The organism is Actinophytocola sp. (assembly GCF_036002505.1).
In the GTDB taxonomy this organism is placed as follows: Bacteria; Actinomycetota; Actinomycetes; order Mycobacteriales; family Pseudonocardiaceae; genus DASYTH01.
Genome location: NZ_DASYTH010000314.1, coordinates 1 through 17,185, shown reverse-complemented (window position 1 = coordinate 17,185; position 17,185 = coordinate 1). Strand labels below are relative to the sequence as shown.

General features: G+C 68.8%; 12 protein-coding genes and 2 pseudogenes. 1 reads left to right on the top strand and 13 read right to left on the bottom strand.

The window, feature by feature from the left end; all coding sequences use genetic code 11:
* Positions 1 to 1,764 (bottom strand): annotated as a pseudogene (locus VGR06_RS27400) (DNA-directed RNA polymerase subunit beta'); the annotation flags it as partial.
* 97 nt (positions 1,765 to 1,861) lie between these two features.
* Complete coding sequence (gene rpoB, locus VGR06_RS27395) at positions 1,862 to 5,365, bottom strand: DNA-directed RNA polymerase subunit beta (protein ID WP_327562019.1); 3,504 nt, start codon at positions 5,363 to 5,365, stop codon at positions 1,862 to 1,864.
* A gap of 557 nt (positions 5,366 to 5,922) precedes the next feature.
* Here rpoB and VGR06_RS27390 point away from each other — a divergent pair.
* The gene (locus VGR06_RS27390; protein WP_327562018.1) at positions 5,923 to 6,066 is read left to right on the top strand and encodes a hypothetical protein; all 144 of its coding nucleotides are present in this window, start codon (positions 5,923 to 5,925) and stop codon (positions 6,064 to 6,066) included.
* 115 nt (positions 6,067 to 6,181) lie between these two features.
* Here VGR06_RS27390 and VGR06_RS27385 read toward each other — a convergent pair whose 3' ends face one another.
* The 11 genes and pseudogenes from VGR06_RS27385 to VGR06_RS27335 form a co-directional block, all read right to left on the bottom strand.
* Positions 6,182 to 7,204: a hypothetical protein gene (locus VGR06_RS27385; protein ID WP_327562017.1), complete on the bottom strand. Its 1,023-nt coding sequence runs from the start codon at positions 7,202 to 7,204 to the stop codon at positions 6,182 to 6,184.
* A 32-nt stretch (positions 7,205 to 7,236) separates the two neighbouring features.
* Entirely contained in the window at positions 7,237 to 7,806 is a 570-nt protein-coding gene (locus tag VGR06_RS27380; RefSeq protein WP_327562016.1) for a hypothetical protein, read from the bottom strand.
* A 22-nt stretch (positions 7,807 to 7,828) separates the two neighbouring features.
* A complete protein-coding gene (locus VGR06_RS27375; protein WP_327562015.1) occupies positions 7,829 to 9,097 on the bottom strand; it encodes an MCE family protein in 1,269 nt (422 codons plus the stop codon).
* Entirely contained in the window at positions 9,097 to 10,266 is a 1,170-nt protein-coding gene (locus VGR06_RS27370) for an MCE family protein (protein WP_327562014.1), read from the bottom strand. Before VGR06_RS27370 ends, VGR06_RS27375 begins: the two co-directional genes overlap by 1 nt.
* Positions 10,263 to 11,456: an MCE family protein gene (locus VGR06_RS27365; RefSeq protein WP_327562013.1), complete on the bottom strand. Its 1,194-nt coding sequence runs from the start codon at positions 11,454 to 11,456 to the stop codon at positions 10,263 to 10,265. Before VGR06_RS27365 ends, VGR06_RS27370 begins: the two co-directional genes overlap by 4 nt.
* Positions 11,457 to 11,559: 103 nt before the next feature.
* Entirely contained in the window at positions 11,560 to 12,561 is a 1,002-nt protein-coding gene (locus tag VGR06_RS27360) for an MCE family protein (protein ID WP_327562012.1), read from the bottom strand.
* Entirely contained in the window at positions 12,561 to 13,592 is a 1,032-nt protein-coding gene (locus tag VGR06_RS27355) for an MCE family protein (RefSeq protein ID WP_327562011.1), read from the bottom strand. Before VGR06_RS27355 ends, VGR06_RS27360 begins: the two co-directional genes overlap by 1 nt.
* Positions 13,589 to 14,917, bottom strand: coding sequence for an MCE family protein (locus VGR06_RS27350; protein WP_327562010.1), 1,329 nt, complete (start codon positions 14,915 to 14,917; stop codon positions 13,589 to 13,591). The genes VGR06_RS27355 and VGR06_RS27350 overlap by 4 nt, the downstream gene beginning before the upstream one ends.
* A complete protein-coding gene (locus tag VGR06_RS27345) occupies positions 14,914 to 15,753 on the bottom strand; it encodes an ABC transporter permease (RefSeq protein ID WP_327562009.1) in 840 nt (279 codons plus the stop codon). The genes VGR06_RS27350 and VGR06_RS27345 overlap by 4 nt, the downstream gene beginning before the upstream one ends.
* Positions 15,754 to 15,757: 4 nt before the next feature.
* Positions 15,758 to 16,558, bottom strand: coding sequence for an ABC transporter permease (locus VGR06_RS27340; protein ID WP_327562008.1), 801 nt, complete (start codon positions 16,556 to 16,558; stop codon positions 15,758 to 15,760).
* A pseudogene (locus VGR06_RS27335) lies at positions 16,555 to 17,185 on the bottom strand (ABC transporter ATP-binding protein); the annotation flags it as partial. The gene VGR06_RS27340 and the pseudogene VGR06_RS27335, both read right to left, overlap by 4 nt.

The window sequence follows — 17,185 nt, the reverse complement described above, 5'->3', positions numbered from 1 at the left end:
CAGGAAGTAGATGCCGATGATCATGTCCTGCGTCGGCATCGTGACCGGACGGCCGTCGGCCGGCTTCAGGATGTTGTTCGTCGACAGCATCAGGATGCGGGCCTCGGCCTGTGCCTCCGCGGACAGCGGCAGGTGCACAGCCATCTGGTCACCGTCGAAGTCGGCGTTGAACGCCGTGCAGACGAGCGGGTGGATCTGGATGGCCTTGCCCTCGACCAGCTGCGGCTCGAAGGCCTGGATGCCGAGGCGGTGCAGCGTGGGTGCGCGGTTGAGCAGCACCGGGTGCTCGGTGATGACCTCCTCGAGCACGTCCCACACGACCGGGCGGGCCCGCTCCACCATCCGCTTGGCCGACTTGATGTTCTGTGCGTGGTTGAGGTCAACCAGGCGCTTCATCACGAACGGCTTGAACAGCTCCAGCGCCATGGCCTTGGGCAGGCCGCACTGGTGCAGCTTGAGCTGCGGACCGACCACGATCACCGAGCGGCCGGAGTAGTCGACGCGCTTGCCGAGCAGGTTCTGGCGGAACCGGCCCTGCTTGCCCTTCAACAGGTCCGACAGCGACTTGAGCGGGCGGTTGCCCGGCCCGGTGACCGGGCGGCCCCGGCGGCCGTTGTCGAACAGCGCGTCGACGGCCTCCTGCAGCATCCGCTTCTCGTTGTTCACGATGATCTCGGGCGCACCGAGGTCGATCAGCCGCTTGAGCCGGTTGTTCCGGTTGATCACGCGGCGGTACAGGTCGTTGAGGTCGGACGTGGCGAACCGGCCACCGTCGAGCTGGACCATGGGCCGCAGGTCCGGTGGGATCACCGGGATGCAGTCCAGGACCATGCCCATCGGCGAGTTGGTCGTCGCGGAGAACGCGGCGACCACCTTGAGCCGCTTGAGGGCGCGGAGCTTCTTCTGCCCCTTGCCGTTGCGGATGGTGTCGCGCAGGTTCTCGGCCTCCGCCTCCACGTCGAAGTCCTTGGCCAGCCTCTGGATCGCCTCGGCGCCCATCGAGCCGGTGAAGTACTCGCCGTAGCGGTCGGTCAGCTCGCGGTAGAGCAGCTCGTCGGCGATCAGCTGCTTGGGCTCGAGCTTGGTGAAGGTGGTCCAGATCTCATCGAGCCGGTCCAGCTCGCGCTGGGCCCGGTCGCGGAGCTGGCGCATCTCCCGCTCGCCGCCCTCCTTGACCTTGCGCCGCACGTCACTCTTGGCGCCCTCGGCCTCGAGCTGGGCGAGGTCCGCCTCGAGCTTCTGGGCCCGCGCCTCGATGTCGCTGTCGCGCTTGGCCTCGACCTGCTTGCGCTCGACCCCGATCTCGCTCTCCAGGGTCGGCAGGTCGTTGTGCCGCTGCTCGGTGTCCACGCCGGTGATCACGTAGGCGGCGAAGTAGATGATCTTCTCGAGGTCCTTCGGCGCGAGGTCGAGCAGGTAGCCCAGCCGGCTCGGCACGCCCTTGAAGTACCAGATGTGGGTGACCGGTGCGGCCAGCTCGATGTGGCCCATCCGCTCCCGGCGCACCTTGGCGCGGGTCACCTCGACGCCACAGCGCTCACAGATGATGCCCTTGAAGCGGACGCGCTTGTACTTGCCGCAGTAGCACTCCCAGTCCCGGGTGGGACCGAAGATCTTCTCGCAGAACAAGCCGTCCTTCTCCGGCTTGAGCGTGCGGTAGTTGATGGTCTCCGGCTTCTTCACCTCACCGAAGGACCACTGTCGGATGTCGTCTGCGGTGGCCAGGCCGATGCGAAGCTCATCGAAGAAGTTGACGTCCAGCAAGTCGGTTCTTCTCCCCTATTTATTGGTTGCCGTGATGTTGGGGATAGGGCCGGCGCCGGGTGCGGGCGCGCGTGCGGTGCACCCGGCGCGGCGGGGGTCAGTTCACGACGTCATCTACCGATGGCGACTCGTTGCGGGACAGGTTGATGCCGAGGTTCGCGGCGGCACGCTCGAGATCCTCGTCGTCGGAGTCCCGCATCTCGATGGCGGCGCCGTCACTGGACAGCACCTCCACGTTGAGGCACAGCGACTGCAGCTCCTTGAGCAGCACCTTGAACGACTCCGGGATGCCCGGCTCGGGGATGTTCTCGCCCTTGACGATCGCCTCGTAGACCTTGACCCGGCCGAGCACGTCGTCGGACTTGATGGTGAGCAGCTCCTGCAGCGTGTACGCCGCGCCGTAGGCCTGCATCGCCCAGCACTCCATCTCACCGAAGCGCTGGCCACCGAACTGTGCCTTACCGCCCAGCGGCTGCTGGGTGATCATCGAGTACGGGCCGGTGGACCGGGCGTGGATCTTGTCGTCCACCAGGTGCAGCAGCTTCAGGATGTACATGTAGCCGACCGCGACCGGGAACGGGAACGGCTCGCCGGAGCGCCCGTCGAACAGCGCCGCCTTGCCGTCCTCGCCGACCATCCGCTCGCCGTCCCGGTTCGGGAGCGTCGAGCCGAGCAGGCCGGTGATCTCGTTCTCCTTGGCCCCGTCGAACACCGGGGTGGCGGTGTTCGTGCCCGCCTCGGCCGCGTAGAGCTCCTCCGGCAGCCGCTTCGCCCAGCCGGGCTGACCGTCGATCTGCCAGCCCTGTTTGGCGATCCAGCCGAGGTGGGTCTCCAGCACCTGGCCGATGTTCATCCGGCGCGGCACGCCGTGCGTGTTCAGCACGACGTCGACCGGCGTGCCGTCAGACATGAACGGCATGTCCTCCACCGGGAGGATCTTGCCGATCACACCCTTGTTGCCGTGCCGGCCGGCCAGCTTGTCGCCGTCCTGGATCTTGCGCTTCTGCGCCACGTACACCCGGACCAGCTCGTTGACACCCGGGGGCAGCTCGTCCTCGTCCTCCCGGCTGAACACCCGGATGCCGATGACCTTTCCGGTCTCGCCGTGCGGCACCTTGAGCGAGGTGTCGCGCACCTCGCGGGCCTTCTCGCCGAAGATCGCGCGGAGCAGCCGCTCCTCCGGGGTCAGCTCGGTCTCGCCCTTCGGGGTGACCTTGCCGACCAGGATGTCGCCGGCGCCGACCTCGGCACCGATCCGGATGATGCCGCGCTCGTCGAGGTCGGCGAGCACCTCCTCGGAGACGTTCGGGATGTCCCGGGTGATCTCCTCGGCGCCGAGCTTGGTGTCCCGGGCGTCGATCTCGTGCTCCTCGATGTGGATGGACGTGAGCACGTCCTCCTCGACGAGCCGCTGCGACAGGATGATCGCGTCCTCGTAGTTGTGGCCCTCCCACGGCATGATCGCGACCAGCAGGTTCTTGCCGAGCGCCATCTCACCCTCTTCGGTGCACGGACCGTCCGCGATCACCTGCCCGGCCTCGACCCGGTCACCCTCGGAGATGATCGGCTTCTGGTTGATGCAGGTGCCCTGGTTGGACCGGCGGAACTTGTGCAGCCCGTAGGTCCGGCGGCTGCCGTCGTCGGCCATCACCGTGATGAAGTCCGCGGACAGCTCCTCGACCACGCCGGACTTCTCGGCCACCACCAGGTCGCCGGCGTCCACCGCGGCCCGCAGCTCCATGCCGGTGCCGACCAGCGGCGACTCGCTGCGCAGCAGCGGCACCGCCTGGCGCTGCATGTTGGCGCCCATCAGCGCGCGGTTGGCGTCGTCGTGCTCCAGGAACGGGATCATGGCCGTGGCCACGGACACCATCTGCCGCGGCGAGACGTCCATGTAGTCCACGTCGAACGGCTCGATGAACTCGACCTCGCCGCCCTTCTTGCGGACCAGGACGCGGTCCTCGGCAAAGTGGTTCTGGTCGTCGAGCGGCGCGTTGGCCTGCGCGATGACGTGCCGGTCCTCCTCGTCCGCGGTCAGGTAGTCGATCTGGTCGGTGACCTGGCCCTCGATGACCTTGCGGTACGGCGTCTCGATGAAGCCGAACGGGTTGACCCGCCCGTAGGAGGACAGCGAGCCGATCAGGCCGATGTTCGGGCCTTCCGGCGTCTCGATCGGGCACATCCGGCCGTAGTGGCTGTGGTGGACGTCCCGGACCTCCATGCCGGCCCGCTCCCGGGACAGACCGCCCGGGCCCAGCGCGGACAGCCGGCGCTTGTGCGTCAGGCCCGCGATCGGGTTGGTCTGGTCCATGAACTGGGACAGCTGCGAGGTGCCGAAGAACTCCTTGATCGCGGCCACCACCGGGCGGATGTTGATCAGGGTCTGCGGCGTGATCGCCTCGACGTCCTGGGTGGTCATCCGCTCCCGGACGACCCGCTCCATGCGGGACAGGCCGACCCGGATCTGGTTCTGGATCAGTTCGCCCACCGTGCGCAGCCGCCGGTTGCCGAAGTGGTCGATGTCGTCAACCTCGACCGGGATGGTCGCCGCCTCGTCGCTGGAGCCTCGGGCCGGCATGCTCGTCTCGCCGGCGTGCAGGCGGACCAGGTACTCGATCGTGGTGACGATGTCGTCCTCGGTCAGCACCCCGGTGTCCATCGGCATGGCCAGGCCGAGCTTCTTGTTGACCTTGTAGCGGCCCACCTTGGCCAGGTCGTACCGCTTCTCCTTGAAGAACAGGTTCTCCAGAAGGGTCTGCGCGCTCTCCTTGGTCGGCGGCTCGCCCGGGCGGAGCTTGCGGTAGATGTCCAGCAGGGCCTCGTCAGTCCCCGCCGTGTGGTCCTTCTCCAGGGTGGCCAGCAGCGTCTCGGAGAAGGAGAACCGCTCGCGGATCCGCTCATGGGTCCAGCCCAGCGCCTTGAGCAGCACGGTGACCGGCTGCCGGCGCTTGCGGTCGATGCGCACCCCGACCGTGTCGCGCTTGTCGACGTCGAACTCGAGCCAGGCGCCGCGGCTCGGGATGACCTTGACGCCGAACACGTCCTTGTCCGTGGTCTTGTCGACGTTCTGCTCGTAGTAGACCCCGGGCGAACGGACGAGCTGGGACACCACGACCCGCTCGGTACCGTTGATGATGAAGGTGCCCTTGTCCGTCATCACCGGGAAGTCACCCATGAACACCGTCTGGCTCTTGATCTCGCCGGTGGTGTGGTTGGTGAACTCCGCGGTCACGAACAGGGGTGCCGCGTAGGTCATGTCCTTGTCCTTGCACTCCTCGACCGAGGCCTTGACCTCGTCGAAGCGCGGGTCGGAGAAGGACAGGGACATCGAGCCGGAGAAGTCCTCGATGGGGGAGATCTCGTTCAGAACCTCCTCGAGACCCCCGGTGGGGTTGTCGTCACCGGCGTCGATGCGTCGCTGAAACCAGGACTCGGCTCCGGTGAACCACTCGAACGACTGAATCTGCAGGTCGAGCAGGTTGGGGGTACCCAGGGGCTCGCGAATCTTCGCGAACGAGACCCGCCTGGGCGCTCCGGGGATCCCTGAGTTCGATGCAGTGGAATTGGTCGCAGTGGTCTTGGTCGCGCGGGAGACTGCCAAGATGCGTCCTTCCAGGGACTATGAGCGGTTGAGCAGCCGCGAGGAGATGTGGCCACGCGTCTGATCAAGGGTGCGGTGGTACCCACCATTCTAGGGCATGCAAAAGTGGGCAGCGCAAAGGGGCAGTCTAGCCATCAAAGCGGCGACTGTCCAGGCCCTCCGCTCAACCGGTCCTCCCGCCAAGCGTGTGCTGACAAACAGCGTGACCCTGCCGCGCCCGGGAGTCAAGATGCCGCGCCATGATCCCTACCTCTAGTCGAGCATTTCGCTACCGAGCGTGGTCGGCGACCAGGTCTGAATACCGGGCGTATCGGACAATTCCGCCCGGGCTGCCGAACCTCGAGTGACGTTGGCGGGTGGCGGTTGACGGGGTTGGCCGGGGAAGAGGCAAGGAGGCGAGGTCGGGGCCGTGGTTGGGCTGCGGTGCCCGGCCGGCGGTGGCGAGGACCACGGTGAGGCCAGGCGTGTGGTTGATGTAGTCGGGGTGACACATGCGGGTGATTGCGAGGTCATGATCGCTGTTGGGTGCGACTCTTCTGCGGGGAGGGTGGTGCACGGTGACTGGTGTGGTTAGTGGTGCGTTTGTGGCGGAGTGGGGTGCGGTGAATGCGTCTTTCACCGCGCTCAGTGCACTGAAAGACGCATTCACCGCACCATCCCCTTCGGTGATCAACTCGGCCCGGCTTGCCAACGTGACGTGACGGACCAGCCCAGCCACCCCGCCACCTCCCAAGCCATCTCTGGACCCAGCGCCGGTCACAACCGCCGCCCGCCGACGCCACCCAAGGGGCAGGCAAATCCCACGACCGTATCCACTCAGCACTGGGGCGCCGGTTTGCCGTTCGGGAGGGGTTGGCCGAGCATGTCGAACTCGGTGATCTTCCACTTGTCGCCTTGGTGTTGGGCGCGGATGTTGAACTGGGCGCCGCTGGCGGTGGTCTGGTTCTGGTCGGCGCGGGTGGTGCGCTGGTCGACGAAGACCAGCAGCTGGGCCTGGTCGGCTTCGAGCCGGGTGACGCCGATCTCCCGGACCTGGGTGGAGAGGACGATCTTCTGCTCCGGGGCGAGCTTCTTGACCTCGCCGAAGAGCTGGTCGTACTCGCAGAGGGCCTTGCCGGAGAGGTTGTCCTGGACGGCCCGGGCGGTGCTGTCGAGGTCGGTGTAGTTGTAGCTGAGCGACTTCTCGATGGCGGTGCGGAGCTGGCGGACGACCTCGCTCTGGGTGGCCGGGTCGGCGAGCGCGCGGTTGTTGGTGTCGGCGCCCTCGGTGCGCCGGGTGGCCTCGCCCTGGAACCAGACGGCCAGGCCGCCCAGCAGCAGGGCGACGACGGCGAGTGCGACCGCCCAGGTGAGCGTGGCGTCCCGGCGCGGCCGGGGGGCCTGCTCGCGCTCGGCCGCCTCGGCGAGGTCGGCCTCGGCCTCGCCGAGGTCGTCGGGCCGGCGCAGGCCGAGCGCCCGGCGTTTGCCGGCAGGGCGGAGCCGGGTGGTGCCCGGCTGCTCGTCGACGATCTCCGAGTCCACGATGTCCGGCTCGTCGGCCGGCCCCTCCCAGGTGACCAGCTCATTCTCCGAAGAGCCGATCACCGGCTCGGAGACGACGGTGTCCATGGCGTCGTCGCGTTCCCGCCACGGCGGCGGCTCGGGGGCCGGCTCCTCGATCGTCTCGGGTTGACCAGGGTCGGCGACGGCTTCGTCGAGCTCGGTGGTCTCGAGGTCCTCGGGATACGCGCCGGACCCGGCCGGCCGGGTGCTGCCAGCGCCCGGGTGGCGCAGGCCGGCCACCCGGGGCCGCCGGGTCGGCGGCGTCGGGGTCCGGGAGTGGCGGCGGGACGGAGGCACGGCGTCGGGGTCCTCTCAATCGGAACGGGTCGTCAGCTGCGGGCGAAGTCCACCTGGCCGATGCCGCTGAGCTTCCAGCCGCTGCCGGTGCGCTGCATCGAGCCCTGGATCCGCAGGAACTTGGGCGTCTGGCCCTGCTGGCCATCGACACTCACGTCGACCTTGACCGCGGCGATCACGGTCGCCGTGCCGTCGAACTCGTTGAGGTCGGTCACCGCGAGGGAGAGCACGGTCGGCTTGGCGACGGTCTTGGCCGCCTCGATGGTCTTCTTGCTGCTGTCCTTGCTGCCGACCACCTGGTCGTGCAGCGGGCCGGTCGAGGCCGCCTCCCAGTTGCTCAGCGTTTCGTCGGCCTTGTGGAAGTCCAGCGTGTGGAAGGTGACGATGGCGCTACTGGCGATCCGCGCCACCTCGTCGCGGGACTGGGCCCGGTCGACCGTGCTGTCGTTGCCGGCCCGGGCCCAGGACACCCCGAACCAGACCGCCACCGCGGCGGCGGCGACCACCAGCGCGATGGCGCCGAGCAGCAGCGGGCTCAACCATCGCGGCCGGGGCGCGACGACGGTCGCTGTGCTCTCCATGGTGCTGCCGACGGTTGTCATGTTTCTCCAGCGTAGATGTCGGTCAGGACAGACCGAGCAGCGAGGCCAGGGAGGCCAGGCCGCCGATGCCGGGCTGGCTCACCGTGCCCGGCAGGCTGCCCCGGGCGAGGCCGGCGAGCTGCTCCTGCGGGCGGTTGGCGTTGGCGGCGATCTCCGCCTGGCTCGGTTCCTTGGGGATCCCGTTGAACGGCGCGTTCTGCGAGCCGCGCACGTTGATCGGGCTTCCGGTGGGCTCCGCGCAGTAGGTCTGGGTGGGCAGCGGTGGGGCCGGGCCGGTCTGGTTGCCGTCGCGCCGCTGGGTGTTCTCGTAGCCCTTGGTGCACGGCGGGGGGTTGAACAGGTTCAGCACCAGGCCGAGGTGGGCGGTTCCGTCGCCGGAGGCCAGCAGGCCCTGTGCGGCCGCGGTCAGCAGCGGGTAGGCGACCAGGGAGTACTCCAGGCCGTCGGTGCGCACGGCGAGCACCCGGGACGTGGTGAGCAGGTTGGCGAACAGCACCGACAGGCCGGTGCCGGACTCGGAGAGCAGCTTGGTGATCGCGGTGGCCGCCGGCGGGGTGGCCGTGATCAGTCGCCGGATGTCCGGGTCGGAGGTCTTGAGCTGCTCGGCCAGCAGCCTGAGATCCTTGCCGAACGCGGTGAGGTTGGACGACTCGGCGTTCTGCGTGTCCAGCACGGTGCCGCCGGTGTTGATCAGCTGGATGGTCTGCGGCAGGTTCGCGCTGGCCGCGTCGGTGAGGTTCTTCGTGCTGTCCAGCAGCACCTGCAGGTCCTGACCGGTGCCCTTGAACGCCAGGTACAGCTCGTCGACGAGTTTGCGCAGCGCGTCGGTGGGCACCGAGGTGGCCAGGCTGTCCAGGTCGCGCAGCACGGTGTCGGTGCCGACCGGGGTCTTCGTCCGGTCCGCCGGGATCACCGAGGCGGCCGACAGGTAGGGGCCGGAATCCTTGCGCGGGCGCAGATCCACGTACTGCTCGCCGACCGCGGACCGGTTGGCCACCACGGCGTCCACGTCGGCGGGGATCTCCGGGGCGTCCGGGTCGATGTTCAGGTCGACCTGGATGCCGTCCTTCGTCAGCCGGAGCTCGCCGACCCGCCCGACGTTCACCCCGCGGTAGGTCACCTCGGCGTTGCTGAACACCCCGCCGGAGTCGGCGAGGTTCATCCGGACCGTGTAGCCCTCCTCACCGAAGAACTTGCCGAGGCCGGCGAACCGGAACAGCGCGTACACCACGGCCACCACCGCGATCACGATGAATGCGATGAGTTGCAGCCGGACCGTCCTGGTGAGCATCAGCGGCAACCTCCCAGCAACGCGCCGAAGATCCCGCAGACGCCCTTGGCCGCGCCGTTCTGCGGCTGCTGCGGGGTCGCCGGCCCCGAGCCGGTCGAGGGCAGCGGCGAGGACCCGCCGCCGGTGAGGCCGCCGACGATCGGCAGGTCCTGCAGCGGGTTGTTGCGCGAGCGGCTCAGGTTGTCGATCACCGACTGGAGGTTCAGGTCGATCTTGGCGAACAGGTTGAAGTAGTCGCCCCGCACGTCGTTGACCGCCTCGTCGGAGAACGGGATGGTGACCAGCAGCTCCAGCGCCTTGGGGATGTCGTTGCCGGCCTCGCCGAGCTTCTGCAGGGCGGGCATGAGCGCCTTCAGGTCGGCGACGATGTCGGCCTGGCTCTTGTGCACGGTGTCGACGGCCACTGTGGACAGTGAGTCCAGCGCCTGCAGCAGGGTGACCAGCTGGGAACGCTGGTCGGCCAGCACCTGCAGGCCGGGGCCGAGGTTGTCAATGGCGCCGGCGAGCTCGTCGCGCTGCCCGTTGAGCGTGCCGGCCAGCCGGTTGAGCCCGTCGATGGCGCGGGTGATGTCGCCCCTGCTCGTGTCCAAAGTGGACACGAAGGAGGTGACGTTGTCCAGGGCCGCGCGGACGTTGGCCTCGTTGCCGTCCAGTGCCGCGTTGAGCTCCCGGGAGATCTTCTGCAGCTGCTCCACGCCGCCGCCGTTGAGCAGCATGGACAGCGCCCCGAGCACCTCCTCGACCTCGGTGTTGCGGTTGGTGCGGCTGACCGGGATGAGCGCGCCCTCGGACAGCTTCCCGGTGGCCTCGGCCGGCGGCGGCGCGGAGAGCTCCACGTACTTCTCGCCGAGCAGGCTGGACTGGCGGAGCTTGGCGCCGGCGTTCGCCGGGAGCCGCACGTCGCCGTTGACCAGCAGGGTGACCTCGGCGGTCCAGCCGTCCCGGGCCAGGTTGATCTCCTCGACCCGGCCGACCGGGACCTCGTTGACCTTCACACCGGACTGCGGCACCAGGTCGAGCACGTCGGTGAACTGCACCTTCACGTGGTACGGGTGGTCGCCGACGTCCGCGCCGCCGGGCAGCGGCAGGTCGTAGATGCCGGTGAACCCGCAACCGGCCGCGGCGAGCAGTCCGGCGGCGGTCAAGGTGGCGGCGAGGAGGCGGATCACTTCGCACCCCCCGAGCCGAACATCGTGCCGGCGACCGGCAACGGCAGCGGCGGCAGCTTTCCCTGCTGCAGCGAGACGATCACCTGGGCCGGCGAGGGCAGCGGGACCAGGCCCTGCACGACCGGGGCCAGCTTGTCGCAGGTGTCGGCCAGGACCTGGGGCAGCTGCGCCGGGGTGCCCTGCCGAAGAAGGCTGCACACCATCACGATCGGCGGCTGGGTCAGCTCGTTGATGTCGGCGCGTGCGTCCAGGGTGCCGGCGGAGCCGTTGTACGAGTTGATGATGTTGGACAGCGCCAGCGGGCCGAGGTCGAGCACCTCGGCGAGCGCCGCCCGCTGGTCCACCAGGACCTGGGTCACCGACGCCAGTTTGTCCACATTGGACTTGATCTTGCCGCGGTTGTCGTCGATGAACTTCTGCACCATGCCGAGTGCTGTGCCGAGCTGGTTCACCGCGGCGGCAAGGTCGGCCCGCTCGCTGGACAGGAACCCGGTCACGTCGGCCACCTGCTTGGCGAACTGGCGCACCTGCGCGTCGCTGTTGGCCAGCATGGTGGTGAACTTCTGCAGGTTGTCGACCGTGGCGAAGAGATCGTCGGAGTTCGTGGACAGCGTGCTGGACAGCTTGCTCAGCTGGGTGACCGTGTCGTTGAGTGCCTGCCCGTTGCCGTCGGCGTTGCGCGCCAGCGTGTTCAGCAGGTCGGCGAGCGCGCCGTCCTTGTTCACGCCGTTCGGGCCGAGCGTGGTGCTGACCCGGTTGAGGCTGGCGTAGAGGTCGTCCACCTCCAGCGGCGTCGCGGTGCGCTCGCGCGGCAGCACCGTGCCCGCGGCCAGCTCCGGCCCGCCGGTGTACGCCGGGGCGAACTGCACATACCGGTCGCTGACCAGGGACGGCGCAACGATCACGGCCTTGGCGTTGGCCGGGATCTTCACGTCCCGGTCCACCAGCACCTCCACCAGCACCGTGTCGCCCTGGGGCCGGACCTTGTCGACCGTGCCGACCTTCACCCCGAGCACCCGGACGTCGTTGCCCTCGTAGAGGCCGACGACCCCGTTGAACACCGCGCTGTAGCGCCGCTCGCCGGCGTCCCGCAGCAGCCACCAGAGCACCAGCGCGGCGACCAGGGCCAGCACCACCGCGATGGACACGGCGCGGGCGAGGTTCATGCCGCCTCGGGTTTTGATGGTCATGAGCCGTAGCTCCGTTGCAAGAAGGGGGCCCGTAGTGCGATGAAGGGGGCCTTCCTCACGCTGGCGGTGAGGAAGGCCGCCTTCATCGCACTCTGCTCCTTGGTCACTTGTTGACCCTCCCCAGGCAGCCCTGCTCGTTGATCCCGGGGAGCGGCGCGGCGGGCGGCAGCAGGCCGCAGATGTAGTTGTCGAACCAGTGCCCGTTGCCCACGGCGTTGTTGAACAGCCGGGCGAACGGCGCCAGGTTCTTGATCCCGTTGGCGAGCGAGTCCTGGTTGCGCTGCAGCAGGGAGGTCAGCTTGTCCAGGCTCGCGAGCACCGGGGTCAACTGGCCGGAGTTGTCGGTCACCAGGCCCTGCAGCTCCTTGGACAGCCGGACCGTGCCGTCCAGCAGCGCGCTGATCGCGTCCCGCCGCTTGTTGATCTCGGCGAGCAGCAGGTTGCCGTCCTGGAGCAGCTTCTGCACCTCGGCGTCCCGGTCGGCCAGGGTCTGGCTGATCTGCCGCGTGTTGGCCAGCAGCGCGCCCAGCTCGTCGTCGCGGGAGGCCACCGTCTTGGACAGGGCCTGCAGGCCGTTCAGCGCGCCCTTCACCTCGTCCGGGGTGTTCGCGAACGTCTGCGAGATCACCTCGAAGCTCTTGGCGAGCTGGTCGGTGTCCACCGCGTTGACGGTCTCGGCCAGGCCCCGGAACGCCTCGAGCACATCGTAGGGCGCCGTGGTGCGGGAGCGCGGGATGCGCTGCGCCGGGTCGAGCACGCCGGAGCCGTCCGGCTCGAGGGACAGGTATTTCTGGCCCAGCAACGTCTTGATCTTGATGGCCGCGCTGGTGCGGTCGCCTACCCAGGCGTCCTTCACCTTGAACCGCACCACGACCCGGTCGCCGTCCAGGGCGATGTCCTTGACCTTGCCCACCTTCACGCCGGCGATCCGCACCTCGTCGTCCGGCTTGAGCCCGGCCGCCTCGCTGAACTCGGCGCTGTAGGTGGTGCCGCCGCCGATGATCGGCAGGTCGTCGGAGAACACCGCAGCGGTCAGCGCCAGCGCGATGACGACGATCCCGATGATCCCGATCGGGATGGGGTTGCGTGACCCGAACGACTTCATCAGGTGCACCTCGCCAGGTTGGCCTTGGCGATCGGGATGTTGATCGGCTGGGTGATCAGACCGGGGATGACCACCGAGCCCTCCGCGGAGCAGAGGAAGAAGTTGAACCAGGCGCCGTAGCTCACCGTCCTGGTCAGCGTCGCGGTCTTGACCGGCAGGAACTGGATGAAGTGCTCCACCTCCGCCTCGTGCGCGTTGAGCCGGTCGGTGAGCACGCCGAGGTTGGCGATGTCCTGCTTGAGCGGCGCGCGGGCCTGCTCGAGCAGACCGGACGTCGTGGTGGCCAGGCCGCCGAGCGCCTCGACCGCGTCACCGATGGGCTTGCGGTCCTGGGCGAGCCCGGAAACCAGCTGCTGCAACGTGATCACCAGGTCGTTGAGCTGCGGGGTGCGGGCGTTGACGGTGTCCAGCACGCCGTTGAGGTTGCCGATCAGCTCGCCGATCACCTGGTCCTTGTCGGCCAGCGCCGTGGTCAGCGAGGCGGTGTGGGCGAGCAGGTTCTCCACCGTGCCGCCCTCGCCCTGCAGCACCTGGATCAGCTCGTAGGACAGCCTGTTCACGTCGCTCGGGTTCAGCGCCTGGAACAGCGGCTTGAACCCGTTGAAGAGCTCGGTGAGGTCCAGCGCCGGTTTGGTGCGCTCGATCGGGATGTTGCCGCCCGGTGGCAGCGTGGCGTTGGGGTTGGCGGTGGCGCCCTGGCCGAGCGCGACGTAGCGCTGCCCGACGATGTTGCGGAACTTGATCTGCGCGGTGACCCCGGACGGGAGCTGGCGGCCCGAGCTCACCGAGAACGACACCTGCGCCTGCTTGCGGTCCACAATGGACACGTTCTCCACCTGGCCGACCCGCACGCCGGCGATCCGCACGTCGTCGCCGGGCAGCAGCAGGGTCGCATCCGAGAACCGCGCCGTGTAGGTGTTCGTAGAGCTCAGGTCCGTGTTGGCGATGCTGATCGCGAGCACCGAGGTGGCCGCGATCGTCACCAGGGCGAAGATCGCGAGCTTGACCAGCGGCGCGGCGAGGCTCCTCATCGGAAGCTCACCTCCGCACCGCGGAACAGCGGTCCGACCAGCAGGCTGCTCCAGCCCGGCACAGTGGCCTGGTCGGTGCCCAGCTCGGGCCCTAACAAGTTGGCCAGCAGCTCACCCTCCCCCGGCGAGTTGGCCAGGCCCAGCCCGTCGCTCAAGGCAGACGGGACGGTGGCCGGCGGCGGGGTCTTGTTGCAGGACTGCTTCGGCGGCGGGGTCTGCGAGGTGCCGTCCTTGAGCGGGCCCTCCGGCGGCTGCTCGGGGAACGGGTTGCAGTAGTCCTTGGGGTCGTAGCAGCGCGGGCCGCGGTGGTCGTCGAAGTTCGGGGTGTCCTTGCCGGCGTGGTACGGCCCGCGGTTGACCACGATCTCGAGCGTCGCGTTCAGGCCGGGCGGCCCGGCGCCGCGGCCGAGCAGCTCGTTGGCCGGATCCACCAGGTCGGCCATCTGCTTCATGAAGCACGGCACCTCGGGCGCGTACTTGGCCAGCAGCTCCAGCGTCGGCCGGGAGGTGTCGGCGAGCTGGATCAGGTTGCCCTTGTTGACCCGCAGGAACGAGTCGAGGTCCCGGGTGGACGTGGTGAGCGTGCCGTACAGCTCGTCCAGGTTCGCCCGCTGCTCGACCATGGTCTTCGAGGTGGTGGTGAGCTCGTTGAGCGCGGTGACCAGGTCCGGCAGCGCCTCGGTGTAGTGGTCGGAGAGTTCGGCCAGCGCCCGCACGTCGTGCTGCAACTGCGGCAGGTGCGGGTTCAGGTCGCCGATCAGCTTGCCGAGCTCGGCGATGGTGTCGCCGAGCTGCTTGCCGCGGCCGTCCAGCGCGGTGGAGATCGCGGTGAGCGTGCTGGACAGCTTCTCCGGCTGCACCGCCTGCAGCACCGGCAGAAGGTGCTCGAGCGCGGCCTCCAGCTCGACCGCCCGGGTCGACCGGTCCTGCTGGATCACGTCGCCGGCGCCGAGGTGCTGCGGCACCGGGTTCTGCGGGATCTGCAGCGCCACGTAGCGGTCACCGAACAGCGTCTTCGGGATGAACTGGGCGGTCACGTTGCGCGGGATCAGGTCCACTTTGGAGGGATCGAGGGCGAGCTCGAGCTCGGCCCCGCTGGCGGTCGGGGTGATCTTGCGGATCTCGCCGACCAGCAGGCCGCGCACTTTCACGTCGCCGAGCACGGCGAGCTGGTTGCCGACCTTGTCGGTCTGCAGCTTCACGTTCACCACCGGGGTGAACGCCTTGTTGTACATGGCGATGGACAGCCCGATGAGCGCCGAGATGATGACGATGAAGCCGATGCCGAGGAGGCGCCGGCGGATGGTGGTGGCCCGCGCGCTCATCCCGCGATCCTCACCGTCACCGTCGTGCCCCAGATCGCGAAGCCGATGAAGAAGTTCAGCAGCGCCGCGGTCACGATCGTGGTGCGCACCGACCGTCCTACCGCGACACCCACGCCGGCCGGCCCGCCGCTGGCCCGGTAGCCGTAGTAGCAGTGCACCAGGATGATCGCCACGCTGAAGATCAGCACCTTGCCGAACGACCAGAACACGTCCTGCGGCGGTAGGAACAGGTTGAAGTAGTGGTCGTAGGTGCCGGCGGACTGGCCGTAGAAGTACACCGTGATCGTCCGCGAGGCCAGGTAGGAGCTGAGCAGGCCGATCACGTACAGCGGGATGATCGCGATGAAGCCGGCGATGATCCGCGTGGTGACCAGGAACGGCAGGCTGGGCACGGCCATGACCTCGAGCGCGTCGATCTCCTCGGAGATCCGCATGGCGCCGAGCTGCGCGGTGAACCCGGCGCCGACCGTCGCCGACAGCGCGAGCCCGGCGATCAGCGGCGCCACCTCGCGGGTGTTGATGTAGGCGCTGGCGAACCCGGTGAACGCCGCGGTGCCGATCTGGTCCAGCGCGGCGTAGCCCTGCAGGCCGACCACGGTGCCGGTGAACACGGTCATGCCGACCATCACGCCGATGGTCCCGCCGATCACCGCGAGCGCGCCGCTGCCGAAGCTCACCTCGGCCAGGATCCGCATGACCTCCTTGAGGTAGCGGCGCAGCGTGCGCGGAATCCAGGCCAGCGCGCGGAGGTAGAAGGAGAGCTGGTCGCCGAGCTGGTCGAGCATGCCCAGCGGGGCCGCGGCGGCCCGCCTGACGGAGCCCGGAAGCTGTGCCATGGCGTCAACTTCCCTTCTGCGGCACGACGGTCAGGTACACCGCCGTGAGCACGAAGTTGACGAAGAACAGCAGCAGGAACGTGATCACCACGGACTGGTTGACCGCGTCCCCGACACCCTTCGGCCCGCCCCGCGGGTTGAGCCCGCGGTAGGCCGCCACCACGCCGGCGATGAACCCGAAGATCACCGCCTTGATCTCGGAGATCCACAGGTCGGGCAGCTGCGCCAGCGCGGAGAAGCTGGCCAGGTACGCGCCCGGGGTGCCACCCTGCAGCACCACGTTGAAGAAGTAGCCGCCCATCACGCCGACGACGCTGACCAGCCCGTTGAGCAGGATCGCGATCACCATCGCGGCCAGCACGCGGGGCACGACGAGCCGCTGGATCGGGTTGACGCCGAGGACCTCCATGGCGTCGATCTCCTCGCGGATGGTGCGCGCGCCCAGGTCCGCGCAGATCGCCGAGCCGCCGGCGCCGGCCACCATCAGCGCGGTCACCACCGGGCTGGCCTGCTGGATGATCGCCAGCACGCTCGCCGCGCCGGTGAACGACTGCGCGCCGAGCTGCACGATCAGCGTGCCCAGCTCCATGGCCACCACCGCGCCGAACGGGATGGCGATCAGCGCGGTCGGCAGGATCGTGACGCTGGCGATGAACCAGCACTGCTGGATGAACTCGCGCAGCTGGAACGGCCGCCGGAACGTGTTGACGATGACGTCCAGACCCAGTGCGAAGAGGCGGCCGGTCTCTCGCAACGCTCCAGCACCGGGGAAGTTGGCCGGCGCGGTTCGTACGCCCGAGGTCATCGTTCCGTTCCGGACTGGGGCGGCTGCCAGGTGGAGTCCGGCAGGTTGGCGACCTGCTGGTCCGGCGCGGCCAGGTCGCCCTGGAACCGCTGCCCGCCCGGGCGCGGCCGCGGCGACGGGCGCACCGGCTGGGGGGCCTCGACCGGGATCCGCGGCGCGGCGGTGACGAGCTGGTGCGGCCGCACGTTGTAGCGCTGATGGTCCTCGGCGGTGAGGGACTCGATGATGCCCTCCTGGGCGGCCGCCGGCAGCGTGTGCAGGATGCTCATCACCCGGTCCTTGCGGCGGCGCACGGCGCTGCGCTCTGGCAGGCCAGGAGTCGGCTGGAGCTGGGGGATGATCCCGCGCACGTCCTCGTCCGGCGAGCCGTCGTGGTGGCCGGCCGCGGCGTGCGCCGCCTCCGCCGCCGCGGTGGCCTCGTCCTTCTCCTCGGACATGCCGATCGGACCGAGTCTGCGGCCGTTGAGGAACTGCTCGACCACGGGTTCGTCGCTGGTCAGCAGCACCTCGCGCGGGCCGAACATGACCAGCTCGCGGCGGTAGAGCATGCCCAGGTTGTCCGGCACGGTCCGGGCCACGTTGATGTTGTGCGTGACGATCAGGATCGTGGCGTCGGTCTGCGCATTC